Below are 18506 nucleotides of genomic sequence, written 5' to 3' on the forward strand. Positions count from 1 at the left end.
CGACATGATCGGCCAGCCGTAGGGCGCAGGTGGCTGGAGGCAGGGCGTGTGCCGCTCAGTAGGGTCGGGGACTAGAAACAGAGCATCAGCCACCGCGCCAGTCCCCGACCCTACTGAGATACGACCGGACCAGGCGGTGACTGCGGCGTCGGCGCGGGCGGTGCGATGTCAGAACCTCCCGTGAAGCTGTGGAGTCTGGTGTGTCAGGCACGGGACGAGATCGACTCCGAGGCGGCCTGAGCTGCTTCAGCAGACCGGTTGGGAAACGGCTACGCGTCGTCCTCTTCGTCGTCGGGGCGCGTGAGGTCGTGGTTCAGCGCCCGCAGCAGGGTGTGGGCGAGGAGGATCGCCGGCAGCACGAACTCCGGACGGTAAACGTCGGGCGGGGCCTGGTGCGCGCCGAGGTGGCGGTTGAAGGTGTCCTGGGTGGCGCCGGGACCGAAGGCGCTCCTCATGCCCGCCAGCACCAGGAAGTGCTTGAACTGCAGGAGAGTGAGGTCGCCCCAGTAGCGCCGGTGTCCACGCCCCGCACGGCGCCGGAGTGGCCGTCCTGTTGCCCGCGTGCCGGGCGACCGGGAACAAGGCGTGACCAGGGGTGACGCGAGGGCGGAGGCAACGCGGGAGCGGTACGCGGATGCGGGGCCCTCACAGTGAGGTCACGGCGGGGCCACAACTGACACAAGCGGAATGATCTCTCACAGAAACTCCGCAGAATGCATTGACGCATCCATGCCCACCTTCTTATCTTCTGATCGCAGTTCCGCACGATGTGCGGCATATCGAACAACTCGCGCCTCAGGGCAGTTCGCGCAGAAATGGGACGAGCGTTGAACAGAACCCTCAGGGCAGTCCTCGCCCTGCTCACCTCGGTGGCCGCCCTGCTGGGCCTCTCCACCGCCCTTGCCGGTCCGGCCGGAGCCGACACCCCGCCGCCGGGACAGGTGACGCGGTACACGATGACCGCCTTCACCAAGACCAGCGAGTCGAACATGTACGTCTACGACTCGCCGGACGCCACCACGTACACCCTGCGCAAAGGCCCGGCGTACACCCCGCCGTCCGGTCTGATCCGTGACCCCAGCATCTTCAAGCACACCGACGGCTTCTACTACCTCACGTACACCACCAACTGGACCGGCAACACGATCGGCATCGCCCGCAGCGCCGACCGTCTGAACTGGACCTTCCTGTACAACTACACGGTCCCGATCAGCGGGATCACCCGCACCTGGGCGCCCGAGTGGTTCATCGACACCGACGGCAGCGTCAACATCATCGTGACCCTGACCTCGGCGAGCACCGCCGTCCACTTCACCCCCTGGAAGATCACGGCGACCGACTCCACGCTGACCAACTGGTCCGCGCCCACGCAGCTCGCCGGCATCGGCCCGAACTACATCGACACCTTCGTCGTCAAGATCGGCTCCACCTACCACGCCTTCATCAAGAACGAGACGACGAAGTACCTCGAGTACGCCACCGCCTCCAGCCTCACCGGTCCGTACACCATCAAGAAGACCGGGAACTGGGCGAGCTGGGGAGACTGGGTCGAGGGTCCCGCGCTGGTCCAGCTCGACGACGGTGGCTGGCGCATCTACTTCGACGGCTACCGCGAGGGGAAGTACTGGTACAGCGACAGCTACGACAACTTCGCCACCTGGACTCCCAAGAAGGAACTGCCGGGCCTGAGCGGCTTCGTCCGCCACATGACCGTCCTGAAGGAGCGGGTGCCCAGCGGCGCGAGCCTGCCGACCAACACCACCCGGTCGCTGCAGTCCGTCAACTTCCCGAGCCGCTACGCCGTGGTCCGCTCCGACAACCTCGGCTACGTCGACCCGGTGAGCGACTCCAGCACCACCGCCGTGAAGCAGAGTGCGACCTTCACGATCGTGCCCGGCCTCGCCGACGCCACCTGCTACTCCTTCCGTGACTCCGCCGGCCGCTACCTGCGCCACTGGGACTACCGGATCCGCTTCGACGCCAGCAACGGCACCGACACCTTCAACAAGGACGCCACCTACTGCGCCCAGCCGGGCAGCACGGCCGGCTCGGTCAGCCTGCAGTCGTACAACTTCCCCGGCCGCTACCTCCGCCACTACGCCTACGCACTCCGCCTCGACCCCTTCCAGGACACGGCCACCTTCAAGGCCGACAGCTCCTTCACCGCAGTGAGCCCCTGGGCCTGATCCAGGACGGTTCCCCGCGCCCCCGAAAGGGGCGCGGGGAACCGCGTATACGGGGGGAAAGGGGCCTCCCTACCGCTCACTCACTGCCACGGCGGCCAGCGCTACCGCGTAGCCCGCGGGCCGGGTCGTGAACGCCCCCTCCCCTGGGTACGGCTGCGCAACCGCGTGGCGTACCCGAACAGCTCGGCCAGGCCACGATGGCGGTGACCACCACCGACCCCGCCCGCGCCACCGAGTCCGACACCCGCCCGCGCCGCGAGGCCCCCGAGGACCCCGCCGACACCGGCCGACGCAACCGCGTCCTCGCCGCCCTGGCCGAGGCAGCGAAGGACGGTTCGGAGGTCAGCGTCGCGGCGCTCGCCCGACGCGCGAGCGTCGACCGCGCCTTCCTCTACCGCCACCGAGACCTGCGGGACCAGATCCACGCCCAGGCCGCCGAGCCGCTCGCAGTCCCCCCGGCAGCCGGGGACCGGCCGTCATTAGCGGGTGTTCACCGCGCTGATGGCCCAGGCCGACGCCGACGAAGACCTCAACTGGGCCGTCTCCGTGGACTCCACCATCGTGCGCGCTCACCAGCACGCAGCCGGGGCGCGTAAAAAAGGGGCCCCGGCCGGCGAGCCGGACGATCACGCCATCGGCCGGTCCCGCGGCGGACTGACCACGAAGGTCCACCTGGCGGCCGACGGCCGCTGCCGGCCTCTGGCGTTCGTCCTGACCGCAGGACAGGCCGGTGACGCGCCTGCCTTCGAGCAGGTCATGGCCCGCCTGCGAGTGCCCCAGCAGCGTGGTCGGCCTCGCACCACCCCGGACGTAGTCCTGGCCGACAAGGCGTACTCCCCGCGTGCCATCCGCAAGCACCTGCGAAAGCGCGGAATCCGTGCGGTCATCCCTGCCCCGGCCGACCAGCAGGCACACCACCTTCGACGCGGCAGCCGGGGCGGCAGACCGCCCGCCTTCGACCGCGAGACCTACAAGCACCGCAACACCGTCGAGCGGTGCATCAACCGTCTAAGCAGTGGCGCGGCATCGCCACCCGCTACGAGAAGACGGCCGCGATCTACCTGGCCGGACTCCACGTCGCAGGCATTTTTCTGTGGTCCGCACGGGGACCCAAACGAAAGCCCCTAGGTGCAGCGCGAGACGTGGCTCCAGGCGTCGGTGCACCCGGTGAACCGTGGCCCGCGACGGAGCGGACTCAGTTCCGGTCCGCTTGGTCTCGTAGGCGATCCGCCGGGCTCCCCAGCGCGGATAGGACCGGCGCATCTCGCAGACCAGGGCCTCCACCTCAGCCGGCAGCCTGTTCGGACTCGTCCGCGGCCGACGGGATGCCTCCCTCAGACCTTCGAAGCCACCCGCGGCGTACTTCGCCTTCCACGTGTAGACCGACTGCCGGGAGACCCCGTACCGCTGGGCGACCTCGGTGAACGGGGAACCGTCGAGTACCTCCAGCACCGCCCGGTACCTCTGCTCGACCAACCAGTCGCCCTGCTGCGGGCTCTCCGCCTCCTGAGTCACGCCCGAAGCACCTGAAGTGCCATCAGAAGATGTCAAGAGTGTCCTGAGAACATCACGTCAACTATGTCCTGAGCCCTCACATCACACCAGTGGACCAAGAAGCCATCGGCGACCCGCTGAGCTGGGACGATTCCAACGTGAATCGTCTCGCCTCGCGAAGTGAAAGACTTGGTCATCGCTAGGATGCGGTCAGCCTGCGAGGTTCGATGCGCTCCTCCACCGCCCTGGCTCCGTCGCTTTTGACGATGTAGGCGCCCTTACCGGGAGTTTCCGTCACCGCTTCCACCAATTCCGTTCCTCGGTACACCAGGCCGACTCCATCGTCTGTGCAGTGAGCAGTAGGTATGGTGCCGTCCGCCACGAGCTGGTGGATCAACGGGCGTCGACCCTCATCCGAGTCGTAGTGCACGCCGTTGCCATACGGCAGGAAAGCGAGTGCGTCCGTGACTGGGCGCAGTTCCGGCCCGAACGAGTCGGTCGCACCTCCCTGGAACCAGCAGAGGGAGCCCGCACTGACTCCGCTGAGCACGACACCGGCCTGCCAGGCACGATGCATGATGCGGTCCAGGCCATGCGCTCTCCACACCGCCAGCAGATTGACCACCGAGCCCCCCATGACCCAGACCACATCGTGCTCGAGGATCGAGCCCTCGACATCCTCGACATTGGGCATGGGGAACAGGTGCAGAGGCGTCAGATCGAATCCCGCTACCCGCGCAGCCTCGGTCATACGGGTCGTGAAGTGCTCGGCATCCCCGATGGCGGTACCGACATACATGATGCGCGGACGCCGACCATGCACGCCGGAGAGGTCGACCGCATGATGCACCAGAGCATCAAACATCACCCTGGTTCGTCCTCCGACTCGATGTCCGCCGGAGGTCGCGAGGATCGTCGGTTCCAAAGTCGTCATGGCCATGATCGTATCGGCGGCATGCTGACGGACCTGGTCAGCCCCCGGTTGAAAAACACCTACTTAGCTTGTTCTTTATCTACGGGCTCAGGTCGATGTCGTGAGAGCCAGGCTGCCGGGTGGTCGTTAATGGTTTGCTGCGTTGTTCGGCGATCGGAAGACTTCCGCTCATGCCTTCGACTCCGCGTGACCTGGCACTTGAACACTTCCGGTGGATCGGCGGTCATGCGGATGTGTGGGCGATCTTTCGGGATGCCAAGGCCCTGGCCGCGGTGGTCGCCGCTCTGGTTGAACCGTTCCGGGAGGAGCAGATCACAGCAGTCTGCGGAATCGAGTCGCGGGGATTCCTTCTGGGTGCTGCTGCGGCCGTCGAGCTGGGCGTCGGTTTCGTTCCCATCCGCAAGGGCGAGGGCCTCTTTCCAGGCGACAAAGTCGTGCGTCAGTCATCTGCCGACTACCGACGCCTTCGTCACACGCTGCGACTCCAGCGATCATCGCTGGGGCCGGGAGACCGTGTTCTGCTGGTTGATGACTGGATTGAGACCGGAAGCCAGGCTGCGGCCGTCAAGAGCATGGTCGAGGAGTGCGGGTCCACCTGGGTGGGATGCAGCGTCATCGTTGATCAGTTCACCGGTGCGCCGAGGAACGCCTTCAGCACCATTCGGGGGCTGTTGACTGCGCAAGAACTCCCACCGTGCGAGTCATGAGTTCAGCTTCCCAACGTCGAACCGATCTCGAACTTGAGGCAGGTTTGCGCAGTTCAGCGGACGTGGGGGCGGCCTCCGTCTGATCATGTGCTCCGACCAAGGTGCACGTGACCACGACGAAGGCCGTGAGGGTGAGTCTGCTGCCAGATGCTGTCCGGAGGGAAGCGTTCGCGGAAGCGTCACGCTTCCGGAGCGAGTTCTACGAGTGTCTGACCGCCCGGCGCGATGAGTTGTTCGAGTTGGTGGACGCGGTGCTGTGTGCGGACGGTGCGGTCAAGTCCCCGGTGGACTTGACGCTGCTGCCCGAGCACCGGCGTGGTCACGGAGCGATGTACGGCGGCCTGAACCACGGCCGGATCGACGTCGGCCGGCTGCGGGCGGCGCTGGCCGGGCTCTCGCTGCCGCGTTTCGACGGCGGGCGTCTGGTCCTCGCGGTCGATGTGTCGCCGTGGCTTCGCTCGGACGCGCCGTGCTCAGCGGAGCGACTGTTCTGCCATGTCTACGGCCGGGCGAAGACGGCATCGCAGTTCATCCCGGGCTGGCCCTACTCCTTCGTGGCCGTGCTGGAGCCGGGTGCCACGTCCTGGACCGCGATCCTGGACGTGGTCCGGCTCAGCCCTGCGACGACGCGACCGCGATCACCTCCGCCCAGCTGAGGGGCGTCGTCGAGCGGCTCATCGCCGCAGGCCAGTGGCAGACCGGGGACCCGTATATCGTGATCGTCAGCGACGCCGGTTACGACGTAACGCGCCTGGCCTGGGTTCTGCGTGACCTGCCGGTCGAGCTGGTCGGCCGGGTGCTCGGACCGCGTGATGCGTCTGCCGAAGCCACCGAGGAGGCACGGCGTCAACGGCAGGCCGCCCAAGCACGGTCCGGAGTTCCGCTTCACCAAGCCGGAGACCTGGCCCGAGCCCGCGATCACCGGTACCACCAATTACGGCAAGGCCGAGACGCAGGCATGGGATCGGGTCCACCCAAGGCTCACCCACCGCTCCTCATGGCTCGACCACGACGGTGAACTTCCCTTGGTTGAGGGTGCGTTGATCCGGTTGAAGGTCGAGTATCTGTCGAAGGACCGGGATGCCCCGCCGGTGTGGCTGTGGTCCTCCAAGACCGGCGCCACCCCGGACGACGTGGACCGTTCTTGGCAGGCGTTTCTCCGCCGCTTCGATCTGGAGCACACCTTCCGCTTCGCGAAGCAGACCCTGGGCTGGACCACTTCGAAGCTCCGTACTCCCGAGGCGGCGGACCACTGGACCTGGCTCCTGATCGTCGCTCACACCCAGCTCCGGCTCGCCCGGCCGCTGGCCGGTGATCTCCGCCGGCCCTGGGAGAAACCCGCCACCTTCGACCGGCTCACCCCGGCCCGGGTCCGCCGGGGGTTCAGGAACATCCGCGCTCACCTCGCCTGCCCAGTCCGTGTTCCCAAACCCCGAGGCGCCGGCCCTGGACGGCCACCCGGCGTCAAGAACAAACAGCGGGCACCCCGCTACGACGTCGGCAAGACCGTCAAACGCCCTGAGACTCTCAAGGCCATCGGCAAACCCGGAAGATCTTGGTAGATAAAGAACAAGCTGAGCACAAAGCGCACAAGCCCTTCGCGGCAGTGCGCTCCTCCTACGGTTTCGCCATCGCCGCCGAGAACGGCACTGCGGCCGGCGAATCCGAGGAAGGGAGGGACGTGTTCCCATGACCGAGGTTATGTCCGCGACGCCTCAGCGGGCGGTACCGGGCACCCACCTGGTGGTGCTCGACAAGGTCAACAAGCACTACGGGCAACTGCATGTGCTGAAGGACATCGACCTGGCCGTGAGCCGCGGTGAGGTCGTCGTGCTGATCGGTCCCTCCGGGTCCGGCAAGTCCACGCTCTGCCGCACCATCAACCGGCTGGAGACGATCGACTCCGGCACCATCACCGTCGACGGAACGCCGTTGCCCTCCGAAGGCAGGCAGCTGGCACGACTGCGCGCCGAAGTCGGCATGGTCTTCCAGAGCTTCAACCTCTTCGCCCACAAGACCGTCCTGGACAACGTCACCCTCGCCCCGGTCAAGGTGCTGAAGCAGAACCGGAGGGCCGCCGAGCAGCGCGCCCACGAACTCCTCGACCGGGTCGGTATCGGGGCCCAGGCCCACAAGTACCCGGCCCAGCTGTCCGGAGGACAGCAGCAGCGGGTGGCCATCGCCCGGGCCCTGGCCATGGACCCGAAGGTGATCCTCTTCGACGAGCCGACCTCCGCCCTCGACCCCGAGATGGTCAACGAGGTACTGGACGTGATGACGGCCCTCGCCCGGGACGGCATGACGATGGTCGTGGTGACGCACGAGATGGGCTTCGCCCGCCGGGCCGCCGATCGCGTCGTGTTCATGGCCGACGGTCAGATCGTCGAGGAGAACACCCCCCACGAGTTCTTCGACCACCCGCGCAGCGAACGCGCCCAGTCGTTCCTCGCCAAGATCCTCACCCACTGACACCGGGATCCGCCGGCCGTCCAAGGGCCGGGCGCATCCGCACATCCGGACAGACCCTCTTCCCGCCTGCACGAAGGATTCAGCATGTCCAAGAGACTGATCAGCGTCGCCCTCACCTCCGTGATCGTCGCCCTGAGCGTCGGCGCCTGCGGAAACGGCGGCGACGACACCGGATCGTCCGTCGTCGACCGGGCCGCGAAGGACAAGAAGCTCGTCATCGGGGTGAAGGCCGATCAGCCGGGGCTCGGCCTGCGCACCCCGGACGGGAGCTTCACCGGCTTCGACATCGACGTCGCCAAGTACGTCGCCAAGGAGCTCGGAGTCGACGAGAAGGACATCACCTTCAAGGAGGCCGTGTCGGCCAACAGGGAGGCGTTCCTCCAGCAGGGCCAGGTCGACATGGTCGTCGCCACCTACTCCATCAACGACGCCCGCAAGCAGAAGGTCTCCTTCGCCGGGCCCTACCTGGTCGCAGGCCAGGACCTGCTGGTCCGCGAGGACGACAAGGACATCACCGGTCCGCAGTCGCTCAACGGCAAGAAGCTGTGTTCGGTCGCGGGCTCGACCTCCGCGCAACTGATCAAGGACAAGTACGCCAAGGACGTCCAGCTGCAGGAGGAACGGACCTACTCCGCATGCGTGGACCGGGTGCTCAGCGGCCAGTTGGACGCGGTCACCACCGACAACTCCATCCTCTACGGGTACGCGGCCCAGCATCCCGGCAAGTTGAAGGTGCTCGACTCGCCCTTCAGCGAGGAGAACTACGGCATCGGGCTGAAGAAGGACGACAAGAAGGGCCGGGAGGCGGTCAACGACGCACTGGCCAAGATGGTGTCCGACGGCTCCTGGAAGGTCGCGCTGAAGGCCAACCTCTCCGCCTCCGGATTCACCGTCCCGAACCTTGAGCGGTACTGACGACGACGCCGAACCGCGGGCCGCCGGGCAGCGGGTTCACCCCACCGCCCGGCCCCGCCCCGATTGAAGGTACTGATGGACGCACTGTTCACCGAGCGAGCAACGATCCTCGCCGCGTTCTGGATGACCCTGCGGCTCACCGCCGTCAGCGCGCTCGGCTCACTCGTGCTGGGCACCGTACTGACCGGGATGCGCGTCTCGCCCCTCCCGGTGCTGCGCACCGCCTCCCAGGTCTACGTGACGGTGGCCCGCAACACCCCGCTCACCCTGGTCCTGCTCTTCACCAGCCTGGGCGTGGGCGCCAATCTCGGTGTGGAGTTCTCCGCACGGATCAGCGTCAACAACTACTGGCTCGCCGTCCTCGGCCTGACCGCGTACACGTCGGCGTTCGTGTGCGAGGCCCTGCGGTCCGGCATCAACACCGTCCCCGTCGGGCAGGCGGAGGCGGCCCGGGCGGTGGGGCTCGGGTTCGGTCGGACCCTGGGCTCCGTCGTTCTGCCCCAGGCGTTCCGGGCGGTGATCCCGCCGCTCGGAAGCATTCTGATCGCGCTGACCAAGAACACCACCGTCGCCCTCGTGGCAGGGGTGGCGGAAGCCTCCGTCCGGATGCGGGAGATGATCGAGATCTACGGCGACCAAGTGATCCAGATCTTCATCGGCTTCGCGGCGGGCTTCGTGGTGCTGTGCCTGCCGACCGGCCTGCTGTTCGGCTGGCTCTCACGTCGCCTGGCGGTGGCCCGATGAGCGGTTACTCGAACCTGTACGAGGTCCCCGGCCGCCGGGGAACCATCCGCAACCGGATGCTGGCGGCGGTGATCACCGCCGTCTTCGGCTGGCTCGGATACGTGGTGTACGCGCGGTTCGACGAACGTGGCCAGTGGGCGGCGGAGAAGTGGCAGCCCCTGCTGCGCGCCGACGTCTGGACGACGTTCATCCTGCCGGGCCTGGAAGGCACGCTCAAGGCCGCAGGGCTGGGGATCGTGCTCGCGGGCGCCTTCGGGCTCGTCTTCGCGACAGCGCGGATGTCCGAACACGCCTGGATCCGTGTGCCCGCCGCAGCGGTCGTCGAGTTCTTCCGGGCCGTTCCCCTCCTGCTGCTCATCTTCTGCGCGTTCTTCGGCTCCTTCGCGATCACCGGGACGACCATGTCCCCGTTCGCGGCCGTGGTCCTCGGCCTCACCCTCTACAACGGGTCGGTCATCGCGGAGACGCTCCGGGCGGGAGTGAACAGCCTTCCCAAGGGACAGGCGGAGGCCGCACGGGCGCTCGGCATGAGCAAGGGCCAGACGATGCTGCTCGTCCTGATGCCGCAGGCGATCGTGGCCATGATGCCGGCCATCGTCAGCCAGTTCGTCGTCCTGCTGAAGGACTCCGCCCTGGGATTCATCGTCGGCTACGACGAACTCGTCGACCGTGGCCTGAACGGCATCGCCGCCAACTTCTCCAACGTGATCCCGGCCGCCCTGCTCGTCGCGGCGATATTCATCGCGATCAACACGGCGCTCGACGCGTTGGCGCACTGGCTGCGGCGCCGGGTCAGCAAGGGCAGAAAGGTGACGCGCGAGCCCGGCAAGGGCACGGCCGCACCGCCGTCCCCCGCTGCCGTGGACAGCCCGCTCGCCAAACAGCTCTGACACCGGCGCGGGCACGGAACCCCGGCCCCGGGGCCCACCGCAGTCCACCGGACCACGGGGACGGGGGTCCCGACTCAGCCACCGCGCCGCAGGCATGTCCCGAAGCCGGCCTGTCCCGAAGCCGGCGGCAGGGCCAGCGGTGATCCGCCCAGATCAGGAGTACGAACCTTCATGGACGAGCAGTTCCGCTACGAACACGACCTCCTCGGCGACCTTCCGGTGCCCCGCTACGCCTACTTCGGCGTCCACACCCTCCGGGCGGTGAACAACTTCCCCATCACCGGGATCCGTATCTCCACCCACGGCGACCTGGTCAACGGGCTGGCGGCCGTCAAGCAGGCCGCGGCGCTGGCCAACCGCGACCTGGGGCTCCTGGACGCCGACAAGGCCGAGGCCATCGTCGCCGCCTGCGAGGAGATCCGCTCCGGCAAGCTCCACGACCAGTTCGTCGTGGACGTCATCCAGGGCGGCGCGGGCACCTCCACCAACATGAACGCGAACGAGGTCATAGCCAACAGGGCCCTGGAAATTCTCGGTCACCACCGCGGCGACTACCACCACCTGCACCCCCTCGACGACGTGAACGCCGGGCAGAGCACCAACGACGCGTACCCGACGGCGGTCAAGGTGGCCCTGCAGGCAGGTACTCACCGTCTCCAACAGGCCATGGCCACCCTGCGGCAAGCCTTCCGGGCCAAGGCCGACGAGTTCGCCGACGTCGTCAAGACCGGCCGCACGCAACTCCAGGACGCGGTACCCATGACCCTCGGCCAGGAGTTCGGCGCGTACGCGGTGATGCTGGCCGAGGACGAACAGCGCCTGGCCGAGGCGACCGCCCTCGTCCGGGAGATCAACCTCGGAGGTACGGCCATCGGTACCGGCCTCAACGCCCACCCCCGCTACGCGGCACTGGCCTGCGCACACCTCAGCACCATCACCGGTGTGCCCCTGTCCACCGCCGCCGACCTGGTGGAGGCCACCCAGGACGCCGGAGCGTTCGTCCAGCTCTCCGGGGTGCTCAAGCGCATCGCCGTCAAGCTCTCCAAGACCTGCAACGACCTGCGCCTGCTGTCCTCCGGGCCGCGGGCGGGCCTCGGCGAGATCAACCTCCCCGCCGTACAGGCCGGCTCCAGCATCATGCCCGGCAAGGTCAACCCGGTGATCCCCGAGGTCGTCAACCAGATCGCCTTCAAGGCCATCGGCAACGACATCACCATCACCATGGCCGCCGAAGCGGGCCAGCTCCAGCTCAACGCCTTCGAACCGGTCATCGCCCACTGCCTGTTCGAAAGCCTGGGACAGCTGGAGGCCGGATGCCTGACGCTGGCCGACCGCTGCGTGAACGGCATCACCGCCAACCGCGAGCACCTGAGCGCGGTCGTGCACAACACCATCGGGATCGTCACCGCCCTCACCCCCGTCATCGGCTACGCGCAGGCCAGTGCCGCCGCACAGGAGGCACTGGACAGAAGCCTGCCCGTGGCCGACGTGGTCCTGGCAAGGGAACTGCTCACGGCCGACGAACTCCGGCGCGCTCTGCGCCCCGAGACGCTCGCCAGAAGCAATGACCGGGAGGCGTACGCACGCGCGTCGGACTGACCTGCCGCCCTCCACGGGGCCCGCCACGCGGCAAGGGGTCCGAGGGTGCGCGGCCATCCAGCATGGTGGTCACCTCGGTCGTCCACCTGGCGCTCGTCCGCGTCGGCCGCGGCGCCCCGGGGGAGTCGGTTCACGGCAGTCGCGAGCCGGCACCAGACATCTCCCCTGTGACCAGAACTCCCGGTTCTGGTGCCCAAGCCTGACCTGCGTTTCCGGCCCGCCGGAGTCGAGCAGTGCGGCAACTGGGCCTGGGGCCTGCGTCGGCGATCCCGACGGCGGGTGCTTCGACGGGGTCGCGGCCCCGGGCGGTCAACCCGCATGAGGCGGCTGCCTGGTAGCCGCCCGCCCCATGAGCAGTGTGCATTGTGAAGTTGCAGGTCACGGGTCTGGTGTGCGCGGGTTTCTCGATGCTCGTGCCGGTCGCGGGTGGATGACTTCGGTGAAGATCGTCGGTCATCGGGAGACTTCGCGGTTCTTCAGGACCATCAGGGCCCTGACCAGGGCGGTCGCCCACTTCGGGTGGGTGCGGACCTTGCCGAGGACCCGCCAGTTCTTGAGATGGGCGAAGCCGTGCTCGACCGGCGCCCGGACGGCGGCCGGTGCCTTGTTGGACAGTTTCTGCCCTCGGGTCAGGGGCCGGTTGCGGGAGGCCTTGTAGCCGGTGATCACCGTCGGGTCGGCGCCGGGATCACTGTCGTCGAGGCCGACGAATCCCAGGTCGGCGATGGCACCGAGCCCGGCCGCCCGCAGTTTCGCGGTGAGCTGGTCGTGGCGGCAGACGGTGATCTCCGAGGATCGTCCGGGGCGGGCCGCGGAGACCCCCAGCAGGCGGGCCCGGTCGTCGGTGAGCGCGATCACCAGCAGGCCATGGCATTTGTGCTTGCCGGAGCAGTTCTTCCGGTTCGCCGTGCCGGTGGGCCGCCGGGTGCGTATCAGGGTGCCGTCGAGCAGAACCACCCCGCCACCCGTTCGGGCGATCTTCTTGAGTGCGCGGTCCAGGCGCGGGGCGCGGGCGGCGAGCAGGCTGACGGCCTCCCGCACCCACCGGGTGACGGTGGTGCGGTGCACTCCGTTGCCGCCGGCGAGGTCGCCGGGCCGCTGGTCACAGCGCAGCACCGCCAGCACGATGCCGGCGTTCTTCCCCGCGGGCAGGGCCCGCCACCGCGAACCGATCTTCTTCAAGTGGCCGCGTATCAGCGTGGCGAGGTAGTTCAGGGTGGCGCTCGACAGCGGCAGGCGGGCGGTGTAGACAAGGCCGCCAGGGCCCTCGACGGGGCTGGTGTTGCCCTTCACAAAACACGTCAACTGTCCTCGGGGGCCCGCCAGTTACGCCCTGACTCCCCGCCCCGGTGTGGCTACCGGCGTGCGGTGAACCGTCCGTCGGGTCGTTTGTGCAACCAGCCACGATCGGCGAGCTTGGTCATCTTCGCCGTCCAGTTCGCTCCGGCGAGCGGTGATCCGCTCCAGGTCTCCCATACCCTGCACCCTCCCGCGATCTCACCGCGTACCACCCCGGTCACGGATCGTAGGAGCGTCGCGTAGCGGCGGTCCGCCAGTCGTCCTTGAGCTGTCCGTCCCTCTCGGTGCGCGGGGCGCAGGAGGCCGCAGGCAACGACGAGGAAGTTGGTCACGGGGATCTGCCGTGGGGCTTCCATGCGAGGGCTGCGTCGGTGGGACGGCAGTCACTCAAGGAGCCGATGGGCGTGCGCTCCGGCCTGATTGAGCGTGGGGTGGTTGGGTAGACGCAGGCCGCCTGTGAGGCATGTTGCAGTGCGTCCAGTTACGGAAGCCTGTGGCGCAGGCACGACGAGTGCCAGGGCCGAGTACCCACCAGTGTGCCGGCAACCAGTTGACCACCGTCATCAGCAGGTCGATGGCGACCGCCGCCGCGACCGCGGTGTGCCTTCGTCGTGGGGCCTGGGCCGTGCCGGCCCCACGACGAAGGCGTCACTTTTCGTGGTCGTCCGAGGAGCCAGGTTGTGGTGGGCCGTAGGGTTCGATCTTCGGGTTGGCGAACGGCCCCCGCGCCCCCGCCGCACCGGTGATCCGGGCGGCGGTGTCCTCGGTGACCATCAAGACATGAGTGCCTTGTTCGGGATCCACGAGCACGAGGCCGTAGGACTCGTCGACCTCCGCGGGCGCCAGTCCGTACGTCCGTATGGCGTCCTGGAGCCTCGCTCCACGTGGGAGCGTGACGGTGACGAGAACGAAAGGGCCCTGTTCAGCCATAGCTCTCCCTGTGGAAGCCCGGGCTACCGGCGCTTGCGGATCACGTCAACGAGACGGGCCGTGTCAATCGTGCCGTACCCATGGTCGAAGTCGAAGCCGGCCATGCCGATATCGTTGGCGGTGCGACGCAGCAGGGTGCGCATTTCCATCGGCGAAAGCTTGTTCACGGGAAGCTGTGAGCGCACTGCGGCCACGACACCGGCGGCGACGGGACAGGACGCCGACGTGCCGGAGTCGGGGCTGTGCTCACCGAACGCCTTCGACCCTGCGAAGTGCGTAAAGGTGCAAACGTCCGGCTTGCGGCGACTGAGCCGTCCTGGGCCCTGGGAGGAGTAGCCGACGCGGATACCGTCGACATTGACGCCGCCGATGGACAGGACCCGGGGGTGAGAGTTCGCCCCGTTGATGGGACGGGACGTGAACTGGCAGCGGCCGTCGGGGCACTCGCGACCGCAGTTGCCCGCGGCGAACAAGATGTCCGCACCTGCCTGCTCCAGAGCAGTGACGGCCAGGTTGAAAGGGTGCGCCGGGTTGTCCGAGTAGTTTCCGGGGTGGCCGGGAGGGAAGTCCCAGCCGGGGCTGAACGAGCCCCAACTGTTGCTGACGACCAGCGAGCGGCGCTCTTCGGGCATGTCCTCAAGCATGAACCGCAGGTGCGAGAAGGCCGCGATCGCGTCGGAGAGGAAGCCCTCCATCACGGTTGCTCCGGGGCGCCGCGACAGCAGGATGGGGATGTCGAGGAGCGTTGCCTTCGGTGCGGTGATCCGGGCGTCGAAGGCGCACATGGTGCCGTGGTCCACCTCGAACTGGCCGAAGTTTCCCACGACCCCGGCAGGCTTCCAGCTCCGCTCCGCGTCGACGGTCACCTCGTGGCCGATGACCTGGGAGAGGTGCTGGACGTTGATGCCGGTGTCCAGGACGGCGACGGAGACGCCGGCACCGTCCAGACCCTCCGTCTCCAGGCTGTGGGTCAGCTTTCGCTGTACGTCGTGCCAGTCGCCTACGGGGGCGTCCCCACCGCACGTCGGCATGGTCTCGATGACGGGGTCGGAGGAGATGCCGACGATGTCGGGACGGGCAGTGGCGAGCATCGCGTAGCGGCTGGCGACGTCGTAGTCCTGGATCTCACCGCGCACCAGGACGCTGGCATTCTCGGGAGCCATGGAAAAGGTGAGTGGCTGTTCCAGGGACAGCGGGTCGCCGCCCGGCGTCGCCGGCTGCGGCTGGGGCATCGGTACTGGAACGAAGTTGGGATCCAGCGCGACGCCGGGGACGTCCCCGGCGACGGTAGTGGCGGCGGGGGTGGTTTCGTGAGGGTCGATGACGGCCCGGAGGACATCGGGCTCGGGCCGCATCTGAATCATGACGCGCATAGTTGGCTCCTGAACGGTGCAGTAGTCAGCCCCACTGGGTCGCGGATCACTGACGCTAGGGCGGCGTTTGCAGAGGGGATGGGAACACCGGTGACCGAGGTGGGACGGTCACCGTGGATCGGCTCCCCTGGGGAACGAGCCTCACGGTGACAGAAGGCAGACCGTTACGGCACCGCCAAACAGGCGACATACCTGTGGCATATGCGATGGAGAGTCGACGCTTCATGGCAGGAGATGCGGCTGTGGTGATCGATTCAGCAACCTCCGCTGTTGCCGTCACCTTCCCGCTCGCGAACCCCGCGATGCCGCAGCCCTGACCCTGCGCCGACAAGGCTGCCACTACCTCCTCGGAGACGACGTCTGACGGCCTGGGTCACGGGGTGACCGCGAGGGGCCCGGAAGCCTGAAGAGGGCTCTGACCGGTTTCGTTCGCGAGAGCTTGCTTTGCCTAATTGTCGCTAGTTGTGCCCTTGTATCTGAGGGCCTCGCTAAGCTGAGTGTTGCCATCCGGACGGAGCGTGATCGCTTGCAGTGATGGCCCGCGCCTCCGCGAGGGCGGCACGCCGACGATGACTGCCGGGAACCTGAGGAGGGGTGTTGGCAGGATTCACCGACGGGGAACTGCAGGCGCTCGCGGAGCGCTACCACGAGTCCCGTAAAGCCCGGCTACTACTCGGGCGGGCCGGATACCCGAAGGAACGTGTCCCCGAATTTACGGATGCCAGCTCGTTCTGGTATGAGATCAACCAGGAGATCGAGTCCGGTGTCATGACCGACGGCAGGGACAGGATTCTTGCAGAGGACGAGGCCCGGTACCCGGCACGTCCGATTGGCTCCTATTCGGGTTCCGGCCAGAATCCCCCGCCCGACCCACAGCCCCCGCCGGGGCCAGGCTTGTCTCTGACGTCGAACCAGGTCGCCATCGCGGGGGCCGTGATCGGAGGGCTGGCCGTAGTTATTGCCGCCGTGGTGACGGGGCTGTTCGGTCTGATCGACGCTGGCGGAACCGTCACGGACGCGAAGTCCGGCAGCAGTGCGACGCCGGGCGAGGACGGGACTTCCGACTCGCCGGGAATCGTCAACGAGGAGCGCGACGTGAAGCTCCACGCTTCCGAGCCGGGCTATCAGTCCGTAGAGATGGACTACTGGCGCCAGGAGCTCGACAACTCTGCCAGCGCCCCGAACGGTGACCTGTGGATGAGGCCCGGTCATCTGGATGCCGTGGACTCCGCCGCTCTGGCGAAGATCGAGAGGTCACCAGACGCGACTCCGGCACGCTGCGCCCGCGTCACATCCTGGGCGACACGGATCGACTTCAGCACCCTGCGCGTGGGCGACCAGCTCTGTGGCCGGAGTACCGAAGGCCGCTACGCGATGCTCCGCGTCATCACGCTGCCTGCGCCATCAGGAGGCAGCGGCTTCTTCGTCTTCCACGGCATCGTGTGGAAGAGGTAGCAACCACATCCCGTCCCGCGGCGCTGGCTGCGCCGAAGAATGGGACGCTAGTAGCCAAGTTGCTACGGTGACCTTCCCGCTACCCGGGCGGGCGCCGGGGAGACGGCCACGGCGCTTTCCGCTTCGGCCCGGTCCTGCTCGGCCAGCCGGTTCAGGACCTGCTCGGCGACCAGCGGTTCCTCCCGCTCCGCCTGGACCTCCTGCAGCTGCTTGGCCAACTCCTCGTCGAACACGTCCAGTTCGCTCCGGCGAGCGGTGATCCGCTCCAGGTCTCCCATACCCTGCACCCTCCCGCGATCTCACCGCGTACCACCCCGGTCACGGATCCGTAGGAGCGCTCCCGAGACGAGCGCAGCGGAACCCAAGAACCGCCTCAGCCGACGGGGCAGACGATCTTCACCATGGACACCCGCCGCCGACCGGCACGAGCACGGCAACTCGCCCGCACACCAGCCCACCTCACCTGCGCGTTTCACGATGCACGGGTCTCCATGGTCGTCCGCGGTCTCGGGGCGCTGTCTCCAGCGCCGGGTCAGCGGGCGAGGACGCGGTGCAGCCAGGCCAGCAGGTCGCTGACGATCTCCTGCCTGTTGGTCTCGTGGAACAGTTCGTGGCGGGCCGCGGGATAGATGAGGTAGGTCAGGTCGACGACGCCGGCCTCGCCGTAGCGCTCGACCAGCAGGTTGCTGAGGGAGAGGTCGGCGTTCAGCGGGTCGTGGTCGCCGACCAGGACGCAGACGGGCAGATCCGCCGGGACGCCCTTGGGCTGGGCGAGCGACGCCGAGGCGACGGTGATGTCGGCCATGCCCTGGGCGTCGAGGCTGAAGCCGCACAGGGGGTCGGCGAGGTAGGCGTCGACGGCCGCCTCGTCCCGGCTGAGCCAGTCGAACGGCGTGCGGCCGGGCTGGAACGCCCGGTTGAGCGCGAGCAGCGGGTCTCCTCCCTCCGCGGCCTCCCGGGCCTGCGACGCGAGCATGACGTCGACCGCGGTGGTACCGGCGAGGACGAGGGCGTCGATCAGGTGGGAGTGGTCCAGGACGTACTGCTGCGAGGCGAAGGAACCGAGGCTGTGTCCGAGCAGCACCAGGGGCAGGCCGGGGTGCTGCCCACGGATGGTCTCCGAGAGGGTGACCATGTCGCCGACGAGTCGGTTCCAGCCGTCGTCCCCGAGATGACCGGGCTCGGCGTGCCTGCTCAGCCCGTGTCCGCGGTGATCGTTGGCGTAGACGGCGTAGCCCTGGGCGGTCAGTGCCGACGCCAGCGGGGCATAGCGGCCGGCGTGCTCTCCCATGCCGTGGGCGATCTGGACGACGGCTCGCGCTGGGGTGTCCGGCATCCATTCGCGCACGTGGATCTGGACGCCGTCCTCGCTGTCGAAGGTGAACATCGGACTCCTTGTCCTGGGTAAGCGGGCAGCTCTGAGCGTCCGGCCGCGTGGGAGGGGGTGGCCGGCCCGAGCGGTCCAGGCTCACGGTGGTTGTGATGCCGGCGGTGGTGGCCGCCCGGCCGGG

At 67.8% G+C, this 18506-nt stretch carries 16 protein-coding genes and 2 pseudogenes; 10 read left to right on the forward strand and 8 right to left on the reverse strand.

Features of this window, described 5'->3' with window-relative positions; all coding sequences use genetic code 11:
• Nucleotides 1-269: 269 nt before the first annotated feature.
• A complete protein-coding gene (locus ACZ6BB_RS09285; protein ID WP_471614652.1) occupies nt 270-455 on the reverse strand; it encodes a hypothetical protein in 186 nt (61 codons plus the stop codon).
• Between the two features lie 372 nt (nt 456-827).
• Between ACZ6BB_RS09285 and ACZ6BB_RS09290 the strand changes: the two genes are divergently transcribed.
• Both ACZ6BB_RS09290 and ACZ6BB_RS09295 read left to right on the forward strand, forming a co-directional pair.
• The gene (locus ACZ6BB_RS09290; protein WP_471614653.1) at nt 828-2186 is read left to right on the forward strand and encodes a glycoside hydrolase family 43 protein; all 1359 of its coding nucleotides are present in this window, start codon (nt 828-830) and stop codon (nt 2184-2186) included.
• A 483-nt stretch (nt 2187-2669) separates the two neighbouring features.
• Nucleotides 2670-3313: pseudogene (locus ACZ6BB_RS09295) on the forward strand (IS5 family transposase); the annotation flags it as partial.
• On the opposite strand, the gene ACZ6BB_RS09300 reads toward ACZ6BB_RS09295, so the two are convergent.
• Together ACZ6BB_RS09300 and ACZ6BB_RS09305 are read right to left on the reverse strand one after the other, a co-directional pair.
• Nucleotides 3195-3701, reverse strand: coding sequence for a helix-turn-helix domain-containing protein (locus tag ACZ6BB_RS09300; RefSeq protein ID WP_471614654.1), 507 nt, complete (start codon nt 3699-3701; stop codon nt 3195-3197). The pseudogene ACZ6BB_RS09295 and the gene ACZ6BB_RS09300 overlap by 119 nt on opposite strands.
• 178 nt (nt 3702-3879) lie before the next feature.
• The gene (locus ACZ6BB_RS09305) at nt 3880-4614 is read right to left on the reverse strand and encodes a Type 1 glutamine amidotransferase-like domain-containing protein (protein ID WP_471614655.1); all 735 of its coding nucleotides are present in this window, start codon (nt 4612-4614) and stop codon (nt 3880-3882) included.
• A 170-nt stretch (nt 4615-4784) separates the two neighbouring features.
• Here ACZ6BB_RS09305 and ACZ6BB_RS09310 point away from each other — a divergent pair, with 170 nt between their 5' ends.
• From ACZ6BB_RS09310 to ACZ6BB_RS09340, 7 genes and pseudogenes are all read left to right on the forward strand, one after another.
• On the forward strand, nt 4785-5321 hold the full coding sequence (locus ACZ6BB_RS09310; RefSeq protein WP_471614656.1) for a phosphoribosyltransferase family protein: 537 nt from the start codon (nt 4785-4787) through the stop codon (nt 5319-5321).
• A gap of 131 nt (nt 5322-5452) precedes the next feature.
• Nucleotides 5453-6883 (forward strand): annotated as a pseudogene (locus ACZ6BB_RS09315) (NF041680 family putative transposase).
• 127 nt (nt 6884-7010) lie between these two features.
• Complete coding sequence (locus ACZ6BB_RS09320; protein WP_392314898.1) at nt 7011-7790, forward strand: amino acid ABC transporter ATP-binding protein; 780 nt, start codon at nt 7011-7013, stop codon at nt 7788-7790.
• Between the two features lie 84 nt (nt 7791-7874).
• Nucleotides 7875-8705 carry a glutamate ABC transporter substrate-binding protein gene (locus ACZ6BB_RS09325; protein WP_471614657.1) on the forward strand — a complete coding sequence of 277 codons (831 nt, stop codon included), beginning with the start codon at nt 7875-7877 and terminating at the stop codon, nt 8703-8705.
• A gap of 75 nt (nt 8706-8780) precedes the next feature.
• A complete protein-coding gene (locus tag ACZ6BB_RS09330; RefSeq protein ID WP_471614658.1) occupies nt 8781-9449 on the forward strand; it encodes an amino acid ABC transporter permease in 669 nt (222 codons plus the stop codon).
• Nucleotides 9446-10339 carry an amino acid ABC transporter permease gene (locus ACZ6BB_RS09335; RefSeq protein WP_471614659.1) on the forward strand — a complete coding sequence of 298 codons (894 nt, stop codon included), beginning with the start codon at nt 9446-9448 and terminating at the stop codon, nt 10337-10339. The genes ACZ6BB_RS09330 and ACZ6BB_RS09335 overlap by 4 nt, the downstream gene beginning before the upstream one ends.
• Nucleotides 10340-10510: 171 nt before the next feature.
• Complete coding sequence (locus tag ACZ6BB_RS09340; RefSeq protein ID WP_471614660.1) at nt 10511-11938, forward strand: aspartate ammonia-lyase; 1428 nt, start codon at nt 10511-10513, stop codon at nt 11936-11938.
• Between the two features lie 453 nt (nt 11939-12391).
• Here the strand turns inward: ACZ6BB_RS09340 and ACZ6BB_RS09345 are convergent, their stop codons facing one another.
• From ACZ6BB_RS09345 to ACZ6BB_RS09355, 3 genes are all read right to left on the reverse strand, one after another.
• Nucleotides 12392-13231 carry a transposase family protein gene (locus tag ACZ6BB_RS09345; RefSeq protein WP_471614661.1) on the reverse strand — a complete coding sequence of 280 codons (840 nt, stop codon included), beginning with the start codon at nt 13229-13231 and terminating at the stop codon, nt 12392-12394.
• A gap of 654 nt (nt 13232-13885) precedes the next feature.
• Nucleotides 13886-14167, reverse strand: a complete 282-nt coding sequence (locus ACZ6BB_RS09350; RefSeq protein WP_471614662.1) for a hypothetical protein — start codon at nt 14165-14167, stop codon at nt 13886-13888.
• Between the two features lie 23 nt (nt 14168-14190).
• Nucleotides 14191-15540 carry a S8 family serine peptidase gene (locus ACZ6BB_RS09355; RefSeq protein ID WP_471614663.1) on the reverse strand — a complete coding sequence of 450 codons (1350 nt, stop codon included), beginning with the start codon at nt 15538-15540 and terminating at the stop codon, nt 14191-14193.
• A gap of 597 nt (nt 15541-16137) precedes the next feature.
• On the opposite strand from ACZ6BB_RS09355, the gene ACZ6BB_RS09360 reads away from it, so the two are divergent.
• Complete coding sequence (locus tag ACZ6BB_RS09360) at nt 16138-16995, forward strand: effector-associated domain EAD1-containing protein (RefSeq protein ID WP_471614664.1); 858 nt, start codon at nt 16138-16140, stop codon at nt 16993-16995.
• A gap of 62 nt (nt 16996-17057) precedes the next feature.
• Here ACZ6BB_RS09360 and ACZ6BB_RS09365 read toward each other — a convergent pair whose 3' ends face one another.
• Both ACZ6BB_RS09365 and ACZ6BB_RS09370 read right to left on the reverse strand, forming a co-directional pair.
• Complete coding sequence (locus ACZ6BB_RS09365) at nt 17058-17273, reverse strand: hypothetical protein (protein ID WP_471614665.1); 216 nt, start codon at nt 17271-17273, stop codon at nt 17058-17060.
• Nucleotides 17274-17527: 254 nt separating this feature from the next.
• Nucleotides 17528-18382, reverse strand: coding sequence for an alpha/beta hydrolase (locus ACZ6BB_RS09370; RefSeq protein ID WP_471614666.1), 855 nt, complete (start codon nt 18380-18382; stop codon nt 17528-17530).
• Between the last annotated feature and the right edge of the window lie 124 nt (nt 18383-18506).

The organism is Streptomyces sp. NPDC041108 (genome assembly GCF_055592645.1).